Source organism: Algoriphagus sp., assembly GCF_046296635.1.
In the GTDB taxonomy this organism is placed as follows: domain Bacteria; phylum Bacteroidota; class Bacteroidia; order Cytophagales; family Cyclobacteriaceae; genus Algoriphagus.
Window position 1 is genome coordinate 64,775 of sequence record NZ_JBKBKZ010000024.1, and the last position, 23,304, is coordinate 88,078.

Here is a 23,304-nt window from a genome sequence, read left to right on the forward strand (position 1 = left end):
AGGCCTTAATCTGATTATTAAGGATTGAAGTTCATTTTTGCCTCGTAAATCGTATATCGTAAATCGTACATTTCCGACCGAATTTTCAGCTTTCTGATTTTATCCTTCTAACTTTTTTCCAAATTCCCTCGGATACTTCACCACATACGCCATCACAAAACCCGGAATCGTCGCCAACACCACCCAAACAAAGAAACCGGGATAGCCCAACCACTGCTGCATGTAGCCACTGAGCATTCCCGGTAGCATCATTCCCATGGCCATGAATCCCGTCGCCAAGGCATAATGGGCAGTTTTGAAAAGGCCTTCTGCCAGATAAATCAGGAAAACCATATAGGCCGCAAAGCCAAAACCATAGCCCAATTGCTCGATCAATACTACACCTCCTGCAAAGACAATGCTTTCAGGTTGAAGCCAGGAAAGAAAGATGTAGCCGATATTTGGGACATTGATCGCAATAACCATCGGCATCATCCACCTGCCCAAACCATCTCTGGAAATCAAAATTCCTCCAAGAATTCCTCCCGCCAAAAGTGCAACGACCCCCAAAGTACCATATAGAAATCCAACTTCAGTCACACTGAGACCAAGTCCTCCTTTTGCGCGCTCATCCAAAAAGAAAGGCGATGCCATCTTAACCAATTGTGATTCCCCAAGCCGATAGAGCAGGACAAATGCAATAGACAAACCAATATTTTTCTTGGTAAAAAAAGTCGAAAAAACCCTTCCAAAACTCGGTTGGTCAGCTCGTGCTACTCGCTCTTCGATAACATTTGGCGTAGTGATATAATTGATCAAGGTCAGTACGAGCATCAAAACAGCTACAATAATCATGGTCATAGACCAAGCTTTCGCCGGATCACCGAAATGAGTTTCCAAATTTCCTGCGATGATTACAATCAAGCCTTGACCAGTGATCATCCCAACACGATAAAATGTGCTTCGCATCCCAACGAAGAAGCTTTGTTGTTCGGGTTTTAGGGCAATCAGATACATTCCATCCGAAGCGATGTCATTGGTTGCTGATGCAAAAGCTCCCATCCAGAAAAAGGCAAGTGTGATTATGAAAAAGTGGCCTGTCCCTGTTGTCAATCCTACTCCAAGAAATGCCAAAGCCAAGATCAGCTGCATGCTGAGAAACCATTTTTTCTTATTTCCAAAAAGCTCCAAAATCGGGCTCCAGATAGGTTTGATCACCCAGGGTAGGTAAAGAAAGGAGGTGTAAAGTCCGATATCTGCATTGGAAACACCCAGGCTTTTGTACATGATCACCGAAACGGTAATGATGATGACATAGGGGACAGATTCGGTGAGATAAAGCGAGGGAACCCAAAACCACGGGTTTTTTGTAGTGTTTTGGGTCATGATTTTCGGAGTAGATTTTGGTAAACACTTACCTCTGAACCGTCAATTAATTTGGCACCGACTGCTTTTTCATAAAACTCTGAGGGCCCAACTCCGCCGATGATTGCATAGCCGTAACCCATTTCCCGAAGGGATTCTAGAGATTTGACCAAAAGAATCTTACCGATTCCCTTGCCGCGCTCTGATTCCAAAGTGCCTGTGGGTCCAAAGAAATTCCTTGCTGTGCTTTCATAGCAGGCAAACCCTATAATCTGATTTCCTCGCTGTGCGATCCAACAGGAAACGGGTTGGCGGGAAAAAGCAACATCAACCTCTGATTGCCAATAAGCCCCAAACTGCTCCATGACCCATTCGCAGACTAGATGTTTTTCTGGAGCGATTGCCCTCCGAAACACAATTTTTTCTTTTTCCTTCAGCTTCTTTTCTAACTCAGAAACTTCAGGAAGTTCAATCAAGCGAACGAGCATGTCTTTCATGGGCGGGCAGATTTTGGCATTTGGAAGACCTGAGTTTGCACAATCCTGCCAAAATGATCAATCCAGCGGATGGCTAAATATTCGGTATTCAAACTTGGAACTTCTAAATATCGCACTCTTGACCCACCCACCCAAGCGGTGTGGATAATTGCGTCATGAAGTGAATTTAAGTCATTTCCACCTTGTACCATCGCATAGCGAATGGCGGGATCGAGTGGTTTTTCGAGATTGATTTGAGTTTTTTCTGTGTTGGTTTTTACATCAAAGACAACCGGGATTTCAATGATCGAAGCGGATTTTGGCTCAAAAGAAGGAGTCAAGGTTGGTTTGTCATAAACTTCTTTTTTCAGCAATTCAGCGATATCCTGATTTTTGACATAAAGTGATTTTGCTGAGAAAAATGCATTCCCATTGATCTCCGTGAAGGTTCGGGCGTAGTTAACTTGGGTGTTCAGTTCAGTTGGAACTTTCCAAGCTTGATCCGAATCATCCCTGATTTTATAGGGGCCATTTCCGATGTAGACGTTGGTGTTATAGCTATTGTTGGACCACCAGTCGGCGAGCTTGCGATAGGAGGCGAGGGGATGCTCCATGCTCCAATAGAGTTGGGGAATAAGGTAATCGATCCAGCCATTTTTCATCCAAAGCAGCACATCGGCAAAAAGGTCATCGTAATTGGTTTGGCCTGCTCGGGTTGGCGAGCCTTTTGGGTCTTTGTCCTGATTTCTCCAAACTCCAAAAGGTGAAATTCCGAACTGAACCCAAGGCTTTTGGCTTTTAATTTCTTGATTTAGGGCAAAAATCAACTCGTTGACATTTTGACGTCTCCAATCATCTCTTGTCTGTCCGGGCTTTTTGTATTTGTCAAAAGAGGCTTTGTCAGGAAACTCCAGTTTGGGTTCTCGGTATGGGTAGAAATAATCATCAAAGTGTATGGCGTCAATGTCATAATTGGCTACAACTTCCTTGATGATAGCCAATAAATGATTTTTTACTTCAGGAAGCCCCGGATCATAATACCATTTGGTGCCGTATTTCAGCATCCAATTGCGATGCTTATTATAGTCATGATCAGGGCTGAGTCCCTCTGTGCTGAGGGTCATGGTTGCCCGATAGGGATTAAGCCAAGCGTGGAATTCCAAACCTCGATCATGAGCTTCTTTGATCATCCAAGTCAAAGGGTTTTCCTGAGTTTTTGGAGCTTGACCTTGTTTTCCAGTCAGGTATTTGGACCAAGGCGCATAGGCACTTGGGTAAAAAGCATCACCTGAAGTTCGAACCTGTACTATTACTGCATTGAAATTCAATGACTTGTAGTAGTCCAGTAGTCGGGTAAATTCCTGTTTTTGCTTATCCCAAGGATCGGTTGATGAAATTGGCCAATCGATATTAGCTACAGTAGCGATCCAAACACCCCGGAATTCTCTGGGAATATCCGGCAGTCGGTAGGCAAGAGGCCTGAGTGCCACTGAAGGCTGTGTAGAAGGTTTATTTGGAAGCGTTTCACTTGTTTTCGGGGAGGAGGTAGAAACAGGTGCATTTTGCTTTTGGCCTTGTGGGACAGGTTTTTTGGTTTTGCATGCTGCAAAAAGAAAAATTGATATGAGTAAAAAGGAAAGGTACTTAAGAAAGGAATTCATGGAGGTAAATGGAGCTGGGGTACTGGGTTTAGTTGGGAATGGGTCTTTTCAAAAGGGTCTGTGAGGACACAGACCTTGGATGTTAGCGAGAATTAAAGCTGAGGAACAGGTTTTAAGTTGAGGTCGGATAGTTTTTTGCGCAGCTGATTCATGAATTTATCCCCCGGATCGGATTTGACTGTTCGGTAGTCGGGGTCAGTTTCTTTCCAAAGTTCGGTAGTCTGAAAATTCTGATATTCATGATGTCCGATCACGTAGTCGATTGAATATTTTCTTTTGAGGTGACGGATCAGCTTTTCATTTGCTATAAGTTGGGCCTTGGTTAGAGGCATTGCATCGCTGCCGATATTTTCGATTCCGATAGCGAGGTAGTTTAAGCCAATTACGTGCCGAGCAAAAGTAGTATCCGGCAAAAGCCTAAAAATCGTCCCATCCCGATCGATCAAAAACTGACTGGAAACATTCAAATTGCTCGCCCCGGTCAAGTCGGCTCGCCCGCCCAAAGTTGGCGGATTGAATACGTCAAAAGTGACCTCAATATTATCTATCGCAGTCCAATGAACAACGACCATCTGTGGCTCAATGGAAGGGGTGGTTTTAGCCAAACCATGTCGATCCTTGAGGTATTGGAGCGAAAGCTGCTCTCGCTCGGCATTCCAAGTGATGGGTTTGTCGATGATCCGAAATGTGGCTTTGGGACTACAGGAAAAGGCAATAAGCAATGCAAAAAAGGAGGAAATTCTGGCTAAATTGATTTGCATTTCTTTGGTGTTTTGGCGGTCTGTAATTTGTAAGCTAAACTAGCCAGAAATCGGAAAAATGTAACTTTTCCCCAATTACTTTTCCGAATTGAACTTTCAATCCCGAGGGAAACATTTGGGAGATGATGGAACTGAAACACAAAGAAAAGGCGTGAAAATCGAAATTGAGGTCAATCCTACAATCCAAGGTATAATTGCCGGAAAAGATGAGATTCTTGAAAAGGCTATTGAATTTGTAAATGGTGGTGGATAATTCTATTATTTATCATTTCTATTCTTTGTATTCAAATGATTTTAAAAATAGAAGTCAATGGAAACAGATTTCGAAACATTCTCCCCAAAATCCCGACAAGAATGGCGGGATTGGCTTCAGGAAAACCACGATAAGAAGCAGTCCATTTGGCTGATTTACTATAAAAAGGAATCCAAGCAGCCATCTCTCGTTTACAGCGATGCAGTGGATGAGGCACTGTGCTTCGGTTGGATTGATAGCAAGTCCAAACCCATTGATTCCGATCGATACATGCAGTTTTTCTGCAAGAGGAAAGCAAAAAGCGTTTGGTCAAAGATAAACAAGGCGAAAATTGATCGTCTAACAGTAAAAGGGCTTATGACCCAAGCTGGTTATGAATGCATTGAAATCGCGAAGAAAAATGGTTCGTGGACTATACTCGATGAGGCAGAAGCCCTGGTCATACCAAATGATCTGGAAGAGGCCTTTCAGGAAAAGCCACTTGCAAAAAACTATTTCTTGACCTTAAGCAGATCAGACAAACGCAATATTCTCCAATGGCTTGTGCTCGCAAAGCGACCTGAAACCCGACAAAACCGAATCCACGAAATCGTCACACTCGCCGAGCAAAGCCAAAAACCAAAGCAATTCCGTGGGAAAAATGGCCAGGTAAAAAAATTATAGTTTTCGGAATCCGTAGGAATTTTTAAATTGTACTTAATTTATTTTAACCTAATCCCAAGGCTATGATAATCAAAGTGAAAACGACCCCAACTAATGAAGACACTCATCCTTTTACTTTTGGCCGCAGTTTTCAGCTGTACAGACACCTCTGATCAACCTGTTTCTTTAGGCTTGGAAGGAAAGTGGGTCGATCAATTGACATTAACAGATACTTTGGAGTTTTTGAAATTTGAAGATGGAGGTACTTTGATGAATTTGAGCAGGGGTAGAGAAATCAACAATGGTCATGATTTGCCAAAAATCGGCTCCGGCCCTTACTTTTATACCCTTAGCGGAAACAGTATTTCCCTTCAATACTCTTTATCAAGTCTCTGGAAACCAACCGATTACTATTTCCAGCAAAATGCGCTTCAACTGAAGATTGGAAGATTTTATGAATCAGAGAATTCTGCTTCAATTTTGACTTTTAGGAAGATAAAGTGATTAGGCTTTAATCTTAGCTTCTGTTTTTTGCCACCCAAGTCAACCCAAACCCCACCAAAAATATCGTCAGCGTACCCATCACGATGGTCATATTCGTGTGAAGGGGATTTGCGAAGGTTTCGGGAAGGCCATTTTGGATTAGAATCGCCGATAAACTCATCCAGCCAATCACCAATACTCCCAGAATTACTGCGAAAACTGCTTGGGGGTTTTTGGCTTTCGAAAGTAATCCCAACAAGAAAAGGCCCAAAATCCCACCACTGAAAATCGAAGAAAGTGCCCACCAAGCCTCCAAAGCACTGTTAACTCCATTGAAGGCCAAACCAACCACAATGCTCAGCAAGCCCATAACCAGCGAAGAACCCCTCAATACCCGAAGCGAGAGCTTTTCCGAAGGATTGGGATGGATGTACTTGCTGAAATGATCGGAGAGAATCACCGTCGCCGAACTGTTGATGCTTGTGGATACGGTACTCATCCCTGCTGCGAAGATTGAAGCGATCAACAAGCCTGTCACTCCGATCGGAAGTTGATTGACAATGAAGTAGGGGAAAACCTTGTCTCCGGCCAAGCCTTCGGGAAGTAATTCGGGTTGGGCTTGATAATAGGCAAATAAGGCAGTCCCGATAAAAAAGAACAAGAGCGAAACAGGCACATAAAGTAAGCTTCCCAGCCATGTGGATTTTTTGGCTTCGGCCTCGATTTTGGCAGTTAAGTAGCGCTGCACATAACTCTGGTCTATCCCGAAATTTTGCAGGTTGATAAACAGGCCATAGACCAAAATCATCCAAAAGGTGGAGGTCGTAAAATCGAGTTTGAAACTACCTAAGCTGAATTTGTCCGCTTCATTTGCAATAATGAAAATGGAAGAAGCACCATCTGGCATTCCGATAAAAATTACTCCTAAGCACGCCAAAGCTCCACCTATCAATATGATCCCTTGGACCGCATCCGTCCAAATTACGGCTTCAATTCCGCCCCACATCGAATAGATGACCACGCTGATTCCTGTCACGATGATGATACTTGGAATGCTCCAACCCAGCAAGGCATTCATCGGCAAGGCAAGCAAATACATGATTGCTCCCATTCGAGCTAATTGCGTCAGCAGGTAGCAAATGGAAGCATAGAATCTGGCCCAAGCACCAAATCGCTGCTCCAGGTAGAAATAGGCTGATTCGCTTTTGAGTCGGCGATAGAGAGGGACGAAATATTTCACAGCAATCCAAGCTGCTAATGGAATGGAAAGGCTGAAAACAAACCCGTTCCAATTACCGGAAAAGGCATTTCCGGGCAAAGCCAAGAAACTGATGCTACTCACAAAGGTGGCGAAGATCGACATTCCGATGGCCCAAGCCGGAAGCCGACCTCCTCCTGTAGTAAAGTCTGATGCGGTACGTTTTCTGAATGAAAAAGAAACACCAAATCCGACAATTGCCAACATGTAGATGAGAAAAATGGCGAGGTCTAGAATTGGCATTTTGGGAGGGTGGAAGTTTGGAAGTATGGAGGTATGGAAGTTAGGAAGAATGGAGGTAAGGACGTTAGAAAGTATGGAGGTAAGGACGTTAGGAAGTTAGGAGGTATTGATGTTAAGAAGAGTGGAGGTCAGAAGGTTTAGAAGTTAGGTGGTTTGGAAGTTAGAAGAGGTTTGTTTCCCGCTGACTTGCCAGCCGGAGGCTGGTTAGCGCAGAAAAATTCGCTGATGAGCGCAGATTAATGCACGATTTAAGACACCAAAGTTTCCTGAACTCGCTCTTTGACTTCGATAAATTTAGAGTATAATTCTGCTTTTTCGGTTTCGGAATAAGGGAAAAGGGGAGGGGCGAAATTTCCTTGGCAAAGTCCTTCGAAAGCCATGGCTGCCTTCAACCCTTTAAGGTAGCTGGAGCGATAGGTTCCGTTATTGTAGATGTTTTTGCTGAGGAATAGGATGGTGTCCTGGTGTTTTCTGACTGTTTCGGTTTCCTTTTTTTGGAAGGCATTATAGAGCCCAACATAGAGTTTCGGGAAAAGGTTGGCTCCTCCAGTGACTCCTCCATGGCCTCCCATTTCCAGAGTTTCTGCCAGGATTTCCTCGGGTCCTACAAAGATTCTGAATTCCGGCTGATCTTTAAATGCTTCGCAAAGTGCACGGAAGTTTTCCGGATTTCCGGAGCTGTCTTTGAACCCGATGATATTGGGATGCTGAGATAGTTTGACTGCCGTTTCTATTTCTATGTTGATCTTGGTATGAGATGGCATATCATAGAGGAATAGCGGCAATTCCACTGCATCTGCTAGTTTTTGATAGTAAAAGATCAATTCCTCCTGTCCGATATTCATGTAAAAAGGTGCAGCTGCAACTAGTGCATCTGCCCCGGATTCTTTTGCGATAGCTGCCAAATCCAAGCTTTCCACGAAGGAGCAATCTGTGATCCCAACTAGCACCGGAACTCTTCCCTTCACTTGTCGGCAGGTCAGACGGATAAGGTCAATTTTCACATCCGAACTCAAGCCTGCAAATTCCCCGGTAGTTCCAAGGATGAAGATCCCATGAACTCCACCCTCAATCAGGTGTTCAATGAGTTTTTCTGTATGAGGCACATCCAAAGATAAATCGGAATTCAAGGGGGTGATCATAGGGGGGACAATTCCTAGGAAAGAATCCAAGCGGTTCATAGGTTTTAGGCTTTTTGTTTGATAAATCAGAGGCTCAAGTGGACGTATTTAATCTTTTTGCGATTGTAGGTGTAACTGATGTGCACGGTACCATCTTTGGTTTGAATGATGGCAGGATAGCTGAATTCACCCTTTTCTTCATTTTCCAAGACTAGCAGTTCTGTCCAGTTAATACCGTCACTCGAGCCCAAAAGGACTAACTTGTTTCTGCCTTTTTTCAAGGGATTGACGACAAGAAGATGAGACCCGTTGCTCAGTGTGACTCCGTCAATGCCAGAGTTGTTGTTGTCCAAATTTGTAGCTTCCAAAGGGGTCCAGGATTTTCCATTGTCTGATGACCAAGCAGAGGCAACAACCCCTTCTTTGGTTCTGCACAGAACCTGGATTTTATTTTTTGGGTGAAAAAGCACGGTAGGTTGGATTGCGCTAAAAGGTCCTTTCAATTCTACTTTTTCCCAGTTTTGTAGGTCAGGATCTGAAAGTTCGATATGAGAAGTCCATTTTTCATTGATTTCAAAGCTGCTCGGATGAAGCAATTGACCGTTTGAGAGTTCTACAGACTTATTTCTTACAGGACCTAAAAATCCCGGTGGGAGTTGGGTTTCTTTGGACCAATTTTTCCCCTCATCTTCAGACACTTTGTAGTGTCCCCACCATTCGCTTGGATTTGGACCTTCTTTATAGAAAAGGACGATTTTTCCGTCATTTTTTCGATGAAGTACCGGGTTCCAGGTCGGGTTTCTGAAGACTTCGTTTTCTATCCCATCCGCTGCCAAGGTTGGGGTGGACCAAGTTCCGTTTTTCCGATGGGAAGTGTAAATACTCACATCGGGATGGCGTTCGTATGTGCCACCAAACCAAGCTGCCATCACACCATCCGAAGTTTCCAGAAGAGTGGAGGCATGGCAGGAAGGGAATGGAGCAGTTTCATAAATGAAACCCGAAGAGAGGACGTTGATTTTGGGTTTTTCCGATTGGGAAAAAAAGGTTAAACCTAAAAGGCTTAAAAATGGGATAAAAGACAGCATAGATCATTGGGGTTGATTGTCAAACTGAGGCTTTAACCTAACAAAAAAGCCGGACTTTTCCTCGAAACCGTCCCGCAGTGACCTGTTTAAGAAAGTAAAATGTCTGCTGGTATTTTTAACTCTTTGTGAAAAATTTTTGCCATTTCAAGAGTAAGGGGCTTTCGTTTACTCAAGATTGACGACACGTAGCCTTTGCTACCGATTTTACCCACGAAATCTTGGTTTTTTAGACCTAACTCTTTCATTTTAAGTTTGATCGCTTCAATTGGATCAGGAGATGGAATGGGATAATATTGATCTTCATAATTTTTAATCAAGACTAAAGCTACTTCCAGTTTTTTCCCTTCAGGAGTATTTGGGTCTACCTTTTTGTCAAATTGATCATCTATCCAATCCAGTAGATGATCGTATTCCGTTTCTGTTTTAATTACTGATAGTTCCATTTTTTATTTTTTAAATACAACTGCAGACACATCAATTTTATCATACTCTGAATGAGTGCCAAACCATTTGATTTGTGCTGCCTTATATTCAAAGACTACCCGCACAACTAATCTGAATTTATTGCCCATTATGTTGAAAACCACTCTGTCATCTTTTATAATACTTGCATTTCCATAAATAGATTTTAATTCATTGAACGAGTTTATTTCCAGTTGCTGAAACTCCTAGTACCATTCAAATAGTGCGTTTGCGGCCTGAGGATACCTTATCGAGTAATCCAATAACGTTCTTCTGGTTATGATGTTAAACATACTAAATTTTTAAAAAGTTTACCAATAGAAAACATTTATTTTTCTACCTTCTCAACAAACTCCAAAAACAACTTCCAATCCTCCCAAGTCAGGTTATGCTTTCCTTCTCTGATATGATACCCCACTGACTCCAAATGAACTGGACCATTTAGGACCTCAAAATCTTGGTCAAAAACCGCCTTTTTCCCATAAATCTCCGCAGCAACCCGACTTCCCAACTGGATTCCAAGATATTCCCCTTTGGGATCGGACCATTGGTCGGCTCGTGCACTGGAATAATAAACCCCTCTTGGAGCAATCAATCCTGGTAGCAGATGCTGATCGAGGGGAAGTATTTCTTCTTTTTCGTTGTATTTCCTGAAGTTATCAGCAAACCAATGAGGGAATCGCCCATTGATGGCACCCACGGTTTCTCCGTATTTTCTCTTGGACAATGCCGCACCTCCGCATCCTGATTCATTTGGATAGGTAATTGCCCATCGGGGATCGTTTGCGGATGCCCACAGCGCAGCCTTTCCAGTTCTGGAATGGCCGACGAGTATCGATTTTTTTGAGTCAATCTTAGGATGCTGCGTAAAGTAATCCATTGCCCGCATCGCGCCCCAGCCCCAAGCTCCCAAGGCTTTCAATCCATTAGCTTGCCCGATTTGCTCGGGGTAAAGTGTGGAAATAATGCCGTTTTGAAAGCTTTCTGTGATGTCGGGAGCTACCGTTTCCACATGGAAGGAAGCCGTGGCAAAACCTCTTTTGATCAATTCTGGAACAGGCCAAAATGCTTCGTCCACCAGTTTTCCATCTGGATATTTTGGAAGATAATTGATAAGTAGAATCACCGGAAAAGGCCCATTTCCTTTTTTTGGAATGAAAAAATTGATCCGCATCGTATGGCTTTTCCCATTCCTTTCAATCGTAATATTTACCTCTTCCAGCTCGGCGATGTCAGGGAAAGGATTTGTGGTTTTATTCTCTACTTGGAAAGAAATTGCATCAAAATCAGTTGGGATTTTTCCATAGACTTCGTCTTGAAAAAGTCTTAAAATCTCCGGCCTTCGAATAGTTTCCCAGTCTGGTACAGTTTTAATCAGGTTTCCTTTTTCACTTACAAATGGATCAGCAAACATCAAAGCTGGAACTTTGCTTTCATCGTAGTTTGCAGAAGTTTGAGACATGCTTTTTAGAGGGAAGAGGAGTAGGAAAGAGGCTAAAATTAGATTTAAAGCCTTCATGGTTTTGTTGTAAATAGTGAGGAGTAAGTGGTGAGTAGTGAAGTCCACCCACCACTTTTTTAGGATTAATTTCTGGAATTTGAAGTAGTCCGTTTTGGTACAAAAGGCTCAAATGGATAGTCTCTCGGCAGTACTTCGATTCCACTAGTTACCTTAAGTGGGCTTTCTCCTGCGAAAGTGAGTTCGACGAAATAGCCTCTGAAACCTTGCTCCGGGGTTTTCATCAACACTTGAAATTCCCCATTTTCAGGCAGTTTAATTTCTTCAGCTACCCAGTTGGGACCAAATACATCGATCATGAAATTTCGTTCCAAAGGATTGTAAGCCGACCAAAGTTTGACTGAAATGGGTCTGTTTTTTGGGTCTGTTTTGATTAATATTTTATCGCCATCTATTTTCCATTCATAAGTTGGCCTTGCTGATTTATTGAGAATTGCTCCATAAAAAGAGATCAAATTGGGAAGCGCATCGGATTCTCCTACGCCATGTCCGAAGTTGGGAACGTACATGATGTGCTTTTCTCCAGGCAATGCATCCCAGTAAAACTTCCAGCTGTCAGGTTGGAAAAACTCATCCCCGGCGGCGTTGATGAGTAGTTTGGGCATATTATATTCCGACAAAAATGAATAGGGTTCAGTGATTTCCATCATCCGGTCAAATTCAGGAGTGCCGACCCAGTCCATTACACCTTCGCGTACATAATCTCCCACGGCAGGGGCCCAGTAGCCATAATTTCTCCAATGGTGCTCAAATGAAGGTACCAAATTGAGAAGATCAATTACCACGGGTACGATGGCGATCACACGGTCATCCACTGCGGCCGTGGTCCATGTGGTCCAGCCTCGCTTGGATGCGCCACCAACGACGAAGGTTTTTAGGTCCTTATTGTACTTGTCTTTGACTACAGCTGTCATGGCATCCATTGCGAGTTTGGCTGCTTTGGTCATCGGGAATCGTGCTAGCCAGATTGCGTCTTCATCTTTGGCACCGCCTTCGAGAAATTTTCGCCAGCCGTAAGCGATGATTTCATCCTCATATCGCTCACCTAATGTATCATTGGCAAAAGTTAGCGGTTGAAAGGGTACATTGTGAATCTGAGCCACTATTGAGTTGGTCTGTGTGGAAGCAGCCAAAATCAAGGGATCGGGCTTCTCAGGCATTTTGGAATTTGTGCTTCCGCCACCAATCCAGAGCATACCGGTTTCGTGTGGCGTGTTTTTGGGAATGACGATGGAGACCCAATGCCACCATTCTGTTTTGTCCACGATATCAGCCGTCAGCCAATGCTGAGAATACATCTTCAGGACATGAAAGTCTGCGATTTCACCGGGTACAGAATGGACAATTTCATATCGAAAAGTCGAGTCAGTGGCATTTACATAATTCTTTAGTAGAGTTGTGGATTGCGTCTCGACCTCAAGGGCGGTTTCAGATGGTTTTTGACAGGAGAAGAAAGAGAAAGTGCTAAAAATCAGGACTACCCAATTCAGAATTGGAGAAGAATTAATTTTATTCATAGGAGGATGGGTTTAGTATTAGAATGCTAAAAGCTAAAAAATAAAAGGGGGAGTGCCAAAATTGAAAAGTGGCTTTTTAAGGTAAAGAGATCAGACCGGTTGTTTTTTAATTTACATAGAATTACTTAATATTATTTTGGTGTGGCCATTAGCTTAATTTTATCAGTAGGTAATTTTCCATTAGACCATTTCTTTTATTTTTACTTTTATCCTTTATCCATATAGCAAATGCGCTTGCCATCTGATCCTTTCGAAAATAAGTCTGAAGTGCCCGACTTTTCGCTGGAAACTTTTTCTAAAAAGGAGTTTGATGAATTGACTGAATTAGCCGCCTTGATTTGCCAGACACCGTTCTCCTGCATTTCTATTCTCAATGATAATAAAGTTTTTTATCAATCCACTTTTGGACTGAAATCTAAAGATTTACCCAAATGCAAAGCTCTTTTCGAGCTGATTTTTGCCTCCACAGAGGATGTCCTTTTAGCGATGGATATGAGGCTGGACGAGCGTTTTAAAGCTCACCCATTAGTAACCAAGGAAAAAGGGTTTGTATTTTTTCTTGGCATCCCATTGAAAGGCCAAGATGGTCAAATCAAAGGGGCGCTTTGTCTCATGGATTTTACTATTCGAGAAGAGGGGTCGATCCAATTGGAAGCTCTGAAAAAATTGGGAAAACAGGTGGTGGGCCTGTTAGAAAGTCAACTGGATAAAATCCTGTTGCAGAGATCCAAAAAAGAGCTGGAGCAGGAACATCTTCGACTCCAAAACATCATCGAAGCTACTGAGGTGGGCACTTGGGAATGGAATATTAGGAGCGGAAAACTTTCCTATTCTTCAGGTTGGGCTGCGATGTTGGGATATTCCCTTGAGGAGTTGGGTCCTATTACACGGAGAACCAGGAGCCATATCATCCATCCACAAGACTTGGTTGCATCCAATCAGCTTTTAGAGGATTACCTGAACAAAAAGTCCAAAATCTATCAGTGTGAAGTCAGGATGCGGCATAAAGATGGGCACTGGGTTTGGATTTTGGATCGGGGGCAAGTGATGGCTTGGGATGAAAAAGGTTTGCCTGAAGTGATGTTTGGCACGCATACCGATATTACCGAGCAGGTATTGGCCAAAGAGCAGCTGAGCACCAGAGAGCGTCGTTTTCGGGCATTGATCGAGAATAGTGATGATGCATTTGCCATTCTAGATCTCAAAGGAAGGGCAACCTATGTATCTGCCTCTATATCAAGAGTATTGGGGTATTCGGAACAAGAAGCATTAGAACTTAACCTTTTTGAAATCACTCACCCGGACGATCAAGAGCAAATAAAAAATCATTTCAAGAAATCTCTTCAGCAACCGGGAATTCCAATTCCCGGCCATACTGGGAGAATACTTCACAAGGATGGCACATGGAGGTGGATTTCAGCCAATATCACTTGTATGCTACACGATCCCGTCATCAATGGGATCATAGATAATTTCAAGGACGTCACAGAAGAAGTGATTGCGGAGCAAAAGCTCATTCAAAGCGAACGTAGATTCAAAAAACTAGTGCTCGAGGGAGCAGACCTGATTTCTATTGTGGATCTCGAAGGTACCTATCTATATCTTAGCCCAAACTATCAATCCTACTTAGGGATGGAAGTGGAGGACCTTTTGGGGAAAAATGTCTTTTCCTTTATCCATCCGGATGATATTTCTGCATTGAAAGAAGAATTTCTTAGGATGTTCGATGTGAAACAAATCAAATCCCGTCCATTTCGATTCCGTCATGAAGAAACTGAGTGGAAATGGTTGCAGTCGGTTGCAACCAATCTTATAGATGATCCGGATATTGGAGGCATTGTAATCAATTCAGTGGATTTGACTGAGACGATTGATGCGCAGGCTCAATTGCAACTTGCTAATGAACGGTTTGATCTAATTTTGAGAGCTGGATCAGAAAGTATCTATGATTATAATCCGGTCACTCGTGAAATATTTTTGAGTGAAGGATTTCGCGAAAATCTCGGCCTGGAGATCAAAACCGACTTCGAGAATTTTGATACGATCTATGAAAGTTTGCATCCCTTAGACCGGGAAAAAGCAGTCAGTGATTTTATGGAGGCCTTAGGCGATAGAAGTCGCCAAGTTTGGGAAAGGGAGTATCGTCTTCGAAAAGGCGATGGCGAATATGCTTATATCCGTGACAGATCGATCCGCCTGACAAATTTCGAAGGAAAAACGACCCGAATAATTGGCGCAATGCGGGATATGACCCGTGAATTTATTTCTCAGAAGCTGGATGAATATGAAAAGGAATTGATTGAGCGGAGTCTTGGGGAGGATGTCAATGAACAGGAAATCTACGCTGATTTTCTCCTTCAGCTGGAGTCAATCATTTCTAATATGAAAGGATCCATCCTTAAGATAATTGATGGAGAGCTGTCCAATTTCGCCTCGCCCTCATTGGGACTCCAAATCATCTCCGCCATAGAAGGATTGCCCATAGGGCTAGGTCAAGGGTCTTGTGGCACAGCGGCATTTTTAAAGCAGCCGGTCCTTGTTCAGGATGTGCTTACCGACCCCAATTGGGAAAATTATAGAGAGTTAGCTCAGAAATTCAAAATAGGGGCATGTTGGTCTTTTCCAATCACCAATAATAAAGGGCAGGTAATCGCTACCATCGCAAATTATTTTTCGGAAAAGAAAAACACATTCGGAATGGAACTCCAAGTATTGGAGCGCGCACATCGTATTGTGGGAATAGTGATGGCGAAATTTGATTATTTGGAAAAAATCCGAAAATCCAATGAACGCTATGAGATCCTCAACAAATCCACTAATGATGCCATCTTTGATTGGGATGTGAAACGTGATGTTTTCAGTTGGGGTGAAAGCTTTAAAAGAAGTTTTGGCCATGACTTTAGCCAGAAGATTTTTAGATTACAGGATTGGGTGGAATTAACCCATCCAGCAGATCGAGGGGAGAAGGATGAGCTTTGGGAAAAATTCCTCTCGAATCCAGAACAAGACAAATGGGAAAATCAATTTAGGCTGCTCAAATCTGACGGAAGCTATGCCTTTGTGGAAGAAAATGCATACACGGTGCGTGATACCGAGGGTCAGCCTATTCGAATGGTGGGAGTACTTCGCGACCGCACCGATCGATTTACCATCCAATTGCTCAAAGATACTCAGGAAAAAATATCCTTTCACTTCAAATCTGAGGAGCCATTAGAAGAAATTTTAAAAAATCTCCTTACAGAACTGACCGATATCGGCGACTTTCAGGTAGGTGAAATTTGGCTCCCTTCTCAGGAAAACACACATCTGGTACTGGGAGCAGCTAATGGAATTTGGATGGAAAATGATCTCTATTCCAAAGAAAAACATATCCTTGATCAACTTATAGAAAAAAGAGGTTTGCCTCCCATTCTTTGGGAGAGTAAGGATGTGGTCTATTGGAATCATTTGGATCAGGAGGAGGATTTTTTAAGAAAAAAATGGGCTTCTGATTTTGGTTTGGTAGCTTCCATCGGAATACCATTTATCTCCGGTGATCAAGTTTTAGGTCTATGCCTTCTTTTTTCCAAAGAGATTATTTCAGAAAAAAATACAAGCTTCAGAATCCTTCATGAGTTGGTTTCTTTCATTGGGTTAGAGTTGCAACGAAAACAGCAGGAGGAAGAATTGAAGCTTATTTTTAACTATTCTCCTGATATTTTGGCGATATCGTCTCCTAAAGGTTATTTCACCAAAGTCAATCCTGCTTTTTGTAAGCTTTTGGGGTATTCTGAAGAGGAATTGACATTTGTGCCATTTACTGATTTTCTTCATCCGGATGATCTCCTTGCTTCTCAATCGGAATTTGAAAAACCCTCAGTAGCAGCTAGATTGGCGGATAATTTTATAAATAGATACCGGACCAAATCAGGAGAATATCGCTACATCTCCTGGAACTCCTCGGATATTTTTGGCCCCAATCAACTGGTTTTTGCCTACGGCAGAGACGTAACCGAATTCAAAAAAATAGAAGAGCTATTGGAAAATGCTTCACTTCTCGCTCGTGTAGGGGGCTGGGAGGTGGATTTGGTTCGAGGTGTACTCCATTGGTCACAAGTAACTCGGGAAATCCACGAAATAGCTGAGCAGGATATTAATAGTTTGAGTGAAGCGATAAATTTTTATCGTGAAGATTTCCGTGATATGGTGGATCAAAGGGTAGCTAAGACGATCGAGTTTGGAGAAAAATTTGATTTTGAAGCGGTAATCGTCACAGCCAAAGGGAATGAACGCTGGGTACGGGCAATCGGTGAGGCCGAGATGGTTCAGGGAAAGTCTGTCAGGATATTTGGGTCCATCCAGGATATTCATGAAAGCAAAGTAATGGAAGAACGACTCAGGGGAGTTTCTGACAATGTTCCGGGAGTGATTTTCCAATATTCAATCAAACCTGAAGGCACTGATGAGCTTTGCTTTGTAAGCAAGGGTTCCGAATTGATATGGGGACTCAGCCCAGAGGAATGCATGGAGGACAGTTCTAAAATCTGGTTGCAGGTAGCAGGTGGGGGGGATATGGAAGCGCTTCAGCGCAGCATTCAAACCTCAGTTTTAACATTGGAAAAGTGGAACTTCGAATGGAGAGTTTTGTCTCCCGATGGGCACATTCGGTGGCACCATGGTATGGGAATACCCACCCGCAAACCTGACGGAACTGTGACCTGGGACTCCCTTGTCATGGACGTGACAGAACGGAAAAAGCTCGAAAATCTCCTCGAACAATCCGCTCGAATCGCCAAAATCGGAAGTTGGGAAATTGATGCACGTATCCAACCGTATTTTCTGGAATGGAATGCCACTACCTCATCAATTTTGGATTCATCCCTGATGGGAGTGCCTTTAGAGGAAGCATTTAAAGTTTATCCGGAAGAATTCCAAAAAACTGCACGAGGTGTGATGTACCGGCTTTTGGAGGAAGGGGAGTCGTTTGATGTGGAGATCCCACTATTCACGCCAAAGGGGGAAAAAAAGTGGGTAAGGTGTTTGGGACAAGCTCAGCTTTCTGAAGGGAAGGTCATTCGTGCTTTTGGAAGTTTCCAGGATATACACGACCGTAAAGTGGCAGAATTAGAGCTTAAGCAACTATTTGAAGAGCGGAATTCAATTTTGGAGAGTATCGGGGACGGGTTCTTTGCCTTGGATCGCTCTTGGACCGTGACTTATTGGAATAATCATGCCGAAAAACTTCTAAAGATGAGTAAGGACTTGATTTTGGGCAAAAATCTATGGGAGATTTTCAACACAGACTCAGACACTTTATCCTATTCAAATTATCACCGTGCAATGGATACAGGAGCGACGATTCATTTTGAGGAATTTTATGAAAAATTAGAAAGCTGGTTTTCCATTTCCGCTTTCCCTTCTCTAGGGGGGCTTACCGTTTATTTCAAAGATATCACTGGCACCAAGCGCTCTGAGCAACTACTAAAAGAATCTAATGAACGTTTTGAAAAAGCTGCTGAAGCAACAAATGACGCCATTTGGGATTGTCAGATGGAGTCAGGACATGTTTTTCTGGGCAAAGGATTTGAGACCTTGTTCGGATATCAATTTAATCTTGATATGGCTGGAATGGCAATTCTTGATGAATTCGTTCACCCAGATGATAGGGAACGGGTAAAGAAAAAATTTGCCACTCATCAAAACAATCCCCTAAGCTCTTCTTGGAATGATGAATACCGATTTGAAAGAGCGGATAAATCCTATGCCTATGTGATCAATCGTGCCACTTTTATCCGAAATGAGCAAGGAAAACTCCTCCGTGTCATCGGAGCAATTACTGATCTGAGCGAGAGAAAGAAATATGAAGAATCACTTCAGATTCTTAATCAAAATCTGGAACTACAAGCTAAAGAACTCGCTATTTCCAATTCTGAACTAGAACAATTTGCCTATGTGGCATCTCATGATCTTCAGGAACCACTTCGAATGGTATCAAGCTTTCTTTCCCAGTTGGAGCGTAAGTATCAGGGCGTGTTGGATGAAAAAGCCCTTCAATACATTCACTTTGCAGTAGATGGATCTGTGAGGATGAGGAAAATCATTCTGGATCTCTTGGAGTTTTCCAGAGTAGGGAAGGAAAAAGAAAAATATGAACATGTTCAAATGAAGGAAATGGTAGGTGAGGTGATAAACCTTCACCAAAAAATCATCGAAGAGTCCAAAGGAAAAGTTCATTATGAAGGGGTGGAAGAAATCCTGATAAATCGTACTCCCGTATTTCAGATTCTTCAAAATCTCATTGAAAATGGCCTAAAGTACAGGAGAAAAGGTGTTGCTCCCGACATTTTGGTCAAAGTTGAGGACCTTCAGAATAGTTGGCAGATTTCAGTAAGCGACAATGGTTTGGGAATTAAGGAAGAATACTTTGATAAAGTCTTCGTTATTTTTCAACGACTACATCGAAAAGAAGAGTACCCCGGAACTGGCATGGGCTTGGCCATTGTAAAAAAAATCGCCGAAGGACTTGGCGGTCAAGTCTGGCTCGAGTCGGAATATGGACAGGGCAGTACATTTTATATTTCAATTCCAAAATTCAAGAAATGAAGGATATACATGTTTTGATTGTGGAAGATAATGAGGGTGACATCATGTTACTTCGTGAAGTATTGGAGGATAGACCCAAAATCCGAAAAATATCTGTGGTTAAGAATGGTCAAGACGCGATTGACTTTGTAGTGAAATCAAGTGGGTTTACTGAAGAGGAAACACCAGATTTGATTTTGTTGGATATCAATCTCCCGCTAAAAAACGGTCATGAGGTCTTAGAATCAATTAAAACTCACGAGGAATATCGGTTTATTCCTATTGTGATGCTGACCACATCCTCTTCCCCAGAAGACATCAATCAGTCCTATTATCAGCATGCCAACTTGTATATCACCAAACCCAGTGATATGCATTCGTTTGAGGAGGTTTTGAAATCCATTGATCCATTTTTAACCAAATTGATTAAGCTGCCTAGTTGATTATAAGTTTCAAGGAATCTAATTTTTAGAAAAAACTTCCGATTGTGATCCCGATGCAGATTGCCAAAGCTACGACACTTACTTTGGTGAAAAGTGGCGGGGAGTCTTTGATCCAATGTCTGATTCCTATGACTAAAAATACCAGCAGTGCCAAAAGGAATGGGATGCTGAGTAATTCTCTGACTACTCCAATGGCCTGACCATCGAATTTCAGCATATAAACCAACCATAACAGACCAAAGTAGGTGACAATTATAAAATTGATAATCGTCAGATTTCTAAATAAGGTTGGTTTGGGCATTTAGAGCGTGTGAAAATCAATATCAAATAGGTAAGTTCTTCTTACTATTTTACAGAGTTGCGGATAAAATTGCAAAGGTTTTCAATCAATCCGATCTTCAATGGCAAACTCGGATTGCTATACGTTGCCATGTTTTTTTGAACATCAGAATCAGCTTCTTTTAAGACATGATTCATGTTGTCAACTAGTATAAGTTTGGAATCTGGCTTTGCTTCCGAAAGTAATTCCGCATCGTTTACAGTTACTTGTAAATCAGTAGTTCCCTGAATAATTAAAACTGGCATTTCCAATTTTGCAATCTCTTCTGCCGGGTCATATTTGATCCAGGAAATCATGTATGGCTGTACACTTGGACGATATAATGCAGCTAAAATGGGGTTTACATTTGAAACAGTTTTGCTCATTTTTAAACTATCTAGGATTTTATTTGACTCCTCAAGTAATTGCGGTGGCAATTTAGTTTCCAGTTGCTCCTTCAAAAGCATATCAGCTGATTTTCCTACTCCTGCGATGGAAATGAATGCACCGACATTAGTTTGCTCAGCTGCGATCATTCCGATCAATGATCCCTCACTGTGACCTAAAATGATAATTGAAGAAAATCGATCATCAGTTTTCAACAAAGAAATCCAATCAACCACATCGTTTATATAAGTCTCAAATCTTAGCTCACTTTCGCTTGTCATTGATGCTTGGCTTTGGCCTATTCCACGTTTATCAAATCTTAATGTAGCGATGCCATTTTGGGCAAAGCCCTCAGAAAGCATTTTATAAGCATTTGTCTGAATCCCCATTGGAGAGTTACAATCTCGATCAGTGGGGCCCGAACCAGGAATTATCAAAACCACAGGATATTTTTTGACATTGGTTGGAATTGTCAAAGTCCCAAAGATCTTTCCTGTTGAAGTTTCTAAAACAAGTTCGGAATTGGAAAATACCGTATTAGTATTTTCTTGGGCGAATAAACAAAAGGTAAATATGTTTAAGGCAAGTATCGTAAAAAGGCTTTTCATGGGTAGTTGTAGGAAAATTTAATAAAAAAACTAATTAGTATATATACGTGTTGGATTATTTTTTGAAATCTAAACCTGAGCGTCAACCGCCGTACCTGTCTGCCGACAAAGGCAGGTACGAGACCTCCCGATCCGCCGCGGCGGATCGGGATAGGTGGTGTGAGACCGTGTGCGCCGTGGCGTAGGCGCACCTCGTCAATTAAACAGTTGGAGAGGCCGTCTACTCGATTATCGCTTCGGTGTTCTTCTCTGTCAATATTCTTCACTATTTGTAATGTCTAATGAGCCATTTGAGCCAATTATGAGCCAATCAAACATAGGTTGTACCTGCTCCAACTTCTCCACTTCTGTCCAATACTTTTAACTTCTTAACAAGTTCAGTAAGGTCTCTGGTAGCAGTTGCTTTTGTGCAATATGTGCAATTATTGTGCAATGCCATTTAGAGTATAATAACCACCCGCACCTTTTTGACCACTTGGTAAAAGCAGACCTTTTTCAACCAACTCTGCTAAATCGTTACTAGCTGTATTTCTTGCGCAATTATTAATTTTTTGATAATCACTATTGGAGATTTTTCCATTTTCTTTTATGAAAAGCACTGCCTTAATCTGCCGTTCATTAAGTCCAAGCTCTTTAAATTGACTTTAATTCCGAACAATACGAACAATTAGCGAACAATGATTTACAATAAATATTTTGCTCCTCTTCCTTTTGTTCCTGACGATTTCAAAATTCCCTTTTCAACCAATTCTGCAAGTTCTTGTGATGAAAGTGTCTGCTTGGTTCCATTAATTTCTTGATATATTGAATTTGTGATTTCAGCATTTTCTTTCACATACAAAACAGCTTTTATTTGTCGCTCGTTTAGAGTAAGTTCACTCAAATATTTTTCATTGTAAATATCTTTTCTGAACTCTACGGAAATATCGCTTGAATCGTAAGTAAAAACTGGTTCAGGGATTCCTGCTTTTTTACATTCATTGATAATTTTAATAGTTCCTCGTCCCCAAGATTCAATGTAGCCACTGCGAAACAAAGCATTTGCAATGTCGGGGTTGTATGGTCGGGAGGCGTGTTTTTCCAAAAGGTTTTTAATTGTCCAATTTTCAGGAAGTTGCCCTTCATTCCAAATCATTAGTTTGTCTTTATAAACACTGATTTGAATAGGAATACCACCCGAATAGTCTTTATGAGAGACCGCATTTAACAATGCTTCCCTTATTGCTTCCTTAGGATACTCGTATGTTTCCACACGATTTAAACCTTCATAGCTAATCAAAGCTTTGATGTATTTTGTAAAAAGTAATTCTGTTGTCTTCTCAATTTGTTCAAAAAGATTTCCGTGAATTTCGTCCTGAAATCTCAAGTCGCTATCACTTTCGAAAAAACCTATTTTTATGTAAGCTCCTGTTATATACTTTTCAGGATTAGGGTGAAAAAGAAGAATAGATGCCCGCTTTATAAATTTACCTTCTTTGAGTTGAAGGTTCTCAATAAGGTGTTCATTACTATCGGCTAAACTTTCTTCATTAATTCTTTGGCTTCTAAAAGCTCGTTTGCGAAAAAAATCAAATGTTTCTTGCTTAAAGTCATTTACGGAAACATTCGGAACAGGAACACCATCCCATCTTTTGCCTTTTTTCTGAAGGAGAAACTTATCAAGAGCGGCTCCTTTCAATTCTTGTTTGGTGCTTCCGCTTCGGTAATGATATTGTCCTTTGTAATTGACTGGATAAGGATGTTGCTCAACATGAATTTCAAAATATTTCCCTTGGTCGGTTTGGTGCAGATTAACATCAACCAAAATTCCTAAAATGTCTCTGACCTTGTTAGGGATTTCTTCTAAAAGCTTTTTAGCATCCCTCAAGTCAACTACATTTCCTGAGTCGTCTTTCCCGATAAAAATAGTACCACTATAAGCATTGGCAAAACCACAAATCCATTTCAGGTATTCATCTCTCCAGGTTACTTTGAACTCGATATTTTGCGATTCTGATGTCACTACCAATAATTAATAATTTATAAGTTGCGAATTTACTCTTTTTCCTAATGTCATTTTGTTCGGGTTTCTACACTGAGCGATAACGTCAGTTCGTCTAAAAACCCTCAATTGGTTTAATTAAAGGCCTTTTTATTGGGTTTTTCGCTTGTTTTCAGG

20 protein-coding genes are annotated in these 23,304 nt (G+C 41.8%); 5 read left to right on the plus strand and 15 right to left on the minus strand.

Features of this window, described 5'->3' with window-relative positions; translation table 11 throughout:
* Nucleotides 1–99: 99 nt before the first annotated feature.
* The 4 genes from ACK4HU_RS16250 to ACK4HU_RS16265 form a co-directional block, all read right to left on the minus strand.
* A complete protein-coding gene (locus tag ACK4HU_RS16250; RefSeq protein ID WP_409808520.1) occupies nucleotides 100–1,365 on the minus strand; it encodes an MFS transporter in 1,266 nt (421 codons plus the stop codon).
* Nucleotides 1,362–1,841 carry a GNAT family N-acetyltransferase gene (locus ACK4HU_RS16255; RefSeq protein WP_409808522.1) on the minus strand — a complete coding sequence of 160 codons (480 nt, stop codon included), beginning with the start codon at nucleotides 1,839–1,841 and terminating at the stop codon, nucleotides 1,362–1,364. Before ACK4HU_RS16255 ends, ACK4HU_RS16250 begins: the two co-directional genes overlap by 4 nt.
* On the minus strand, nucleotides 1,838–3,481 hold the full coding sequence (locus ACK4HU_RS16260) for a glycoside hydrolase family 10 protein (RefSeq protein ID WP_409808523.1): 1,644 nt from the start codon (nucleotides 3,479–3,481) through the stop codon (nucleotides 1,838–1,840). Before ACK4HU_RS16260 ends, ACK4HU_RS16255 begins: the two co-directional genes overlap by 4 nt.
* Before the next feature lie 92 nt (nucleotides 3,482–3,573).
* Nucleotides 3,574–4,242 (minus strand): N-acetylmuramoyl-L-alanine amidase, encoded by a 669-nt coding sequence (locus tag ACK4HU_RS16265; RefSeq protein WP_409808525.1) that lies wholly within the window; start codon nucleotides 4,240–4,242, stop codon nucleotides 3,574–3,576.
* Nucleotides 4,243–4,330: 88 nt separating this feature from the next.
* Between ACK4HU_RS16265 and ACK4HU_RS16270 the strand changes: the two genes are divergently transcribed.
* From ACK4HU_RS16270 to ACK4HU_RS16280, 3 genes are all read left to right on the plus strand, one after another.
* Entirely contained in the window at nucleotides 4,331–4,495 is a 165-nt protein-coding gene (locus tag ACK4HU_RS16270) for a hypothetical protein (RefSeq protein WP_409808527.1), read from the plus strand.
* A 57-nt stretch (nucleotides 4,496–4,552) separates the two neighbouring features.
* Nucleotides 4,553–5,158 (plus strand): YdeI/OmpD-associated family protein, encoded by a 606-nt coding sequence (locus tag ACK4HU_RS16275; RefSeq protein ID WP_409808529.1) that lies wholly within the window; start codon nucleotides 4,553–4,555, stop codon nucleotides 5,156–5,158.
* 93 nt (nucleotides 5,159–5,251) lie between these two features.
* On the plus strand, nucleotides 5,252–5,641 hold the full coding sequence (locus ACK4HU_RS16280; RefSeq protein WP_409808531.1) for a hypothetical protein: 390 nt from the start codon (nucleotides 5,252–5,254) through the stop codon (nucleotides 5,639–5,641).
* Nucleotides 5,642–5,654: 13 nt separating this feature from the next.
* On the opposite strand, the gene ACK4HU_RS16285 is transcribed toward ACK4HU_RS16280, so the two are convergent.
* From ACK4HU_RS16285 to ACK4HU_RS16315, 7 genes are all read right to left on the minus strand, one after another.
* Nucleotides 5,655–7,121 carry a sodium:solute symporter gene (locus ACK4HU_RS16285; RefSeq protein WP_409808533.1) on the minus strand — a complete coding sequence of 489 codons (1,467 nt, stop codon included), beginning with the start codon at nucleotides 7,119–7,121 and terminating at the stop codon, nucleotides 5,655–5,657.
* A 248-nt stretch (nucleotides 7,122–7,369) separates the two neighbouring features.
* Nucleotides 7,370–8,302: a dihydrodipicolinate synthase family protein gene (locus ACK4HU_RS16290; RefSeq protein WP_409808535.1), complete on the minus strand. Its 933-nt coding sequence runs from the start codon at nucleotides 8,300–8,302 to the stop codon at nucleotides 7,370–7,372.
* Between the two features lie 26 nt (nucleotides 8,303–8,328).
* A complete protein-coding gene (locus ACK4HU_RS16295; RefSeq protein ID WP_409808537.1) occupies nucleotides 8,329–9,330 on the minus strand; it encodes a sialidase family protein in 1,002 nt (333 codons plus the stop codon).
* 86 nt (nucleotides 9,331–9,416) lie between these two features.
* Nucleotides 9,417–9,773, minus strand: a complete 357-nt coding sequence (locus ACK4HU_RS16300; protein WP_409808538.1) for a type II toxin-antitoxin system HigA family antitoxin — start codon at nucleotides 9,771–9,773, stop codon at nucleotides 9,417–9,419.
* A 3-nt stretch (nucleotides 9,774–9,776) separates the two neighbouring features.
* Nucleotides 9,777–9,986: a type II toxin-antitoxin system HigB family toxin gene (locus ACK4HU_RS16305; protein ID WP_409808551.1), complete on the minus strand. Its 210-nt coding sequence runs from the start codon at nucleotides 9,984–9,986 to the stop codon at nucleotides 9,777–9,779.
* A gap of 134 nt (nucleotides 9,987–10,120) precedes the next feature.
* Nucleotides 10,121–11,311: an acetylxylan esterase gene (locus ACK4HU_RS16310; protein ID WP_409808540.1), complete on the minus strand. Its 1,191-nt coding sequence runs from the start codon at nucleotides 11,309–11,311 to the stop codon at nucleotides 10,121–10,123.
* 65 nt (nucleotides 11,312–11,376) lie between these two features.
* Nucleotides 11,377–12,828 carry a PhoPQ-activated pathogenicity-related family protein gene (locus tag ACK4HU_RS16315; RefSeq protein WP_409808541.1) on the minus strand — a complete coding sequence of 484 codons (1,452 nt, stop codon included), beginning with the start codon at nucleotides 12,826–12,828 and terminating at the stop codon, nucleotides 11,377–11,379.
* 228 nt (nucleotides 12,829–13,056) lie between these two features.
* On the opposite strand from ACK4HU_RS16315, the gene ACK4HU_RS16320 reads away from it, so the two are divergent.
* Entirely contained in the window at nucleotides 13,057–19,410 is a 6,354-nt protein-coding gene (locus tag ACK4HU_RS16320) for a PAS domain S-box protein (RefSeq protein ID WP_409808543.1), read from the plus strand.
* Nucleotides 19,407–19,832, plus strand: a complete 426-nt coding sequence (locus ACK4HU_RS16325) for a response regulator (RefSeq protein ID WP_409808544.1) — start codon at nucleotides 19,407–19,409, stop codon at nucleotides 19,830–19,832. The genes ACK4HU_RS16320 and ACK4HU_RS16325 overlap by 4 nt, the downstream gene beginning before the upstream one ends.
* Nucleotides 19,833–19,857: 25 nt before the next feature.
* Here the strand turns inward: ACK4HU_RS16325 and ACK4HU_RS16330 are convergent, their stop codons facing one another.
* The 4 genes from ACK4HU_RS16330 to ACK4HU_RS16345 form a co-directional block, all read right to left on the minus strand.
* Nucleotides 19,858–20,133: a hypothetical protein gene (locus ACK4HU_RS16330; protein WP_409808546.1), complete on the minus strand. Its 276-nt coding sequence runs from the start codon at nucleotides 20,131–20,133 to the stop codon at nucleotides 19,858–19,860.
* A 44-nt stretch (nucleotides 20,134–20,177) separates the two neighbouring features.
* Nucleotides 20,178–21,146 (minus strand): alpha/beta hydrolase family protein, encoded by a 969-nt coding sequence (locus tag ACK4HU_RS16335; RefSeq protein WP_409808547.1) that lies wholly within the window; start codon nucleotides 21,144–21,146, stop codon nucleotides 20,178–20,180.
* A gap of 422 nt (nucleotides 21,147–21,568) precedes the next feature.
* Nucleotides 21,569–21,745 carry a hypothetical protein gene (locus ACK4HU_RS16340; RefSeq protein WP_409808549.1) on the minus strand — a complete coding sequence of 59 codons (177 nt, stop codon included), beginning with the start codon at nucleotides 21,743–21,745 and terminating at the stop codon, nucleotides 21,569–21,571.
* Nucleotides 21,746–21,828: 83 nt separating this feature from the next.
* Nucleotides 21,829–23,148, minus strand: coding sequence for an ATP-binding protein (locus ACK4HU_RS16345; RefSeq protein ID WP_409808553.1), 1,320 nt, complete (start codon nucleotides 23,146–23,148; stop codon nucleotides 21,829–21,831).
* Nucleotides 23,149–23,304: the final 156 nt, after the last annotated feature.

Excerpts from the sequence above, each read along its gene's own strand:
- ACK4HU_RS16260 (WP_409808523.1), bottom strand. The coding sequence starts at position 3,481 with ATGAATTCCTTTCTTAAGTACCTTTCCTTTTTACTCATATCAATTTTT.
- ACK4HU_RS16265 (WP_409808525.1), bottom strand. The coding sequence starts at position 4,242 with ATGCAAATCAATTTAGCCAGAATTTCCTCCTTTTTTGCATTGCTTATT.
- ACK4HU_RS16330 (WP_409808546.1), bottom strand. The coding sequence starts at position 20,133 with ATGCCCAAACCAACCTTATTTAGAAATCTGACGATTATCAATTTTATA.
- ACK4HU_RS16315 (WP_409808541.1), bottom strand. The coding sequence starts at position 12,828 with ATGAATAAAATTAATTCTTCTCCAATTCTGAATTGGGTAGTCCTGATT.
- ACK4HU_RS16250 (WP_409808520.1), bottom strand. The coding sequence starts at position 1,365 with ATGACCCAAAACACTACAAAAAACCCGTGGTTTTGGGTTCCCTCGCTT.
- ACK4HU_RS16275 (WP_409808529.1), top strand. The coding sequence starts at position 4,553 with ATGGAAACAGATTTCGAAACATTCTCCCCAAAATCCCGACAAGAATGG.
- ACK4HU_RS16290 (WP_409808535.1), bottom strand. The coding sequence starts at position 8,302 with ATGAACCGCTTGGATTCTTTCCTAGGAATTGTCCCCCCTATGATCACC.
- ACK4HU_RS16325 (WP_409808544.1), top strand. The coding sequence starts at position 19,407 with ATGAAGGATATACATGTTTTGATTGTGGAAGATAATGAGGGTGACATC.
- ACK4HU_RS16285 (WP_409808533.1), bottom strand. The coding sequence starts at position 7,121 with ATGCCAATTCTAGACCTCGCCATTTTTCTCATCTACATGTTGGCAATT.
- ACK4HU_RS16310 (WP_409808540.1), bottom strand. The coding sequence starts at position 11,311 with ATGAAGGCTTTAAATCTAATTTTAGCCTCTTTCCTACTCCTCTTCCCT.
- ACK4HU_RS16300 (WP_409808538.1), bottom strand. The coding sequence starts at position 9,773 with ATGGAACTATCAGTAATTAAAACAGAAACGGAATACGATCATCTACTG.
- ACK4HU_RS16335 (WP_409808547.1), bottom strand. The coding sequence starts at position 21,146 with ATGAAAAGCCTTTTTACGATACTTGCCTTAAACATATTTACCTTTTGT.
- ACK4HU_RS16320 (WP_409808543.1), top strand. The coding sequence starts at position 13,057 with ATGCGCTTGCCATCTGATCCTTTCGAAAATAAGTCTGAAGTGCCCGAC.
- ACK4HU_RS16295 (WP_409808537.1), bottom strand. The coding sequence starts at position 9,330 with ATGCTGTCTTTTATCCCATTTTTAAGCCTTTTAGGTTTAACCTTTTTT.
- ACK4HU_RS16255 (WP_409808522.1), bottom strand. The coding sequence starts at position 1,841 with ATGAAAGACATGCTCGTTCGCTTGATTGAACTTCCTGAAGTTTCTGAG.
- ACK4HU_RS16280 (WP_409808531.1), top strand. The coding sequence starts at position 5,252 with ATGAAGACACTCATCCTTTTACTTTTGGCCGCAGTTTTCAGCTGTACA.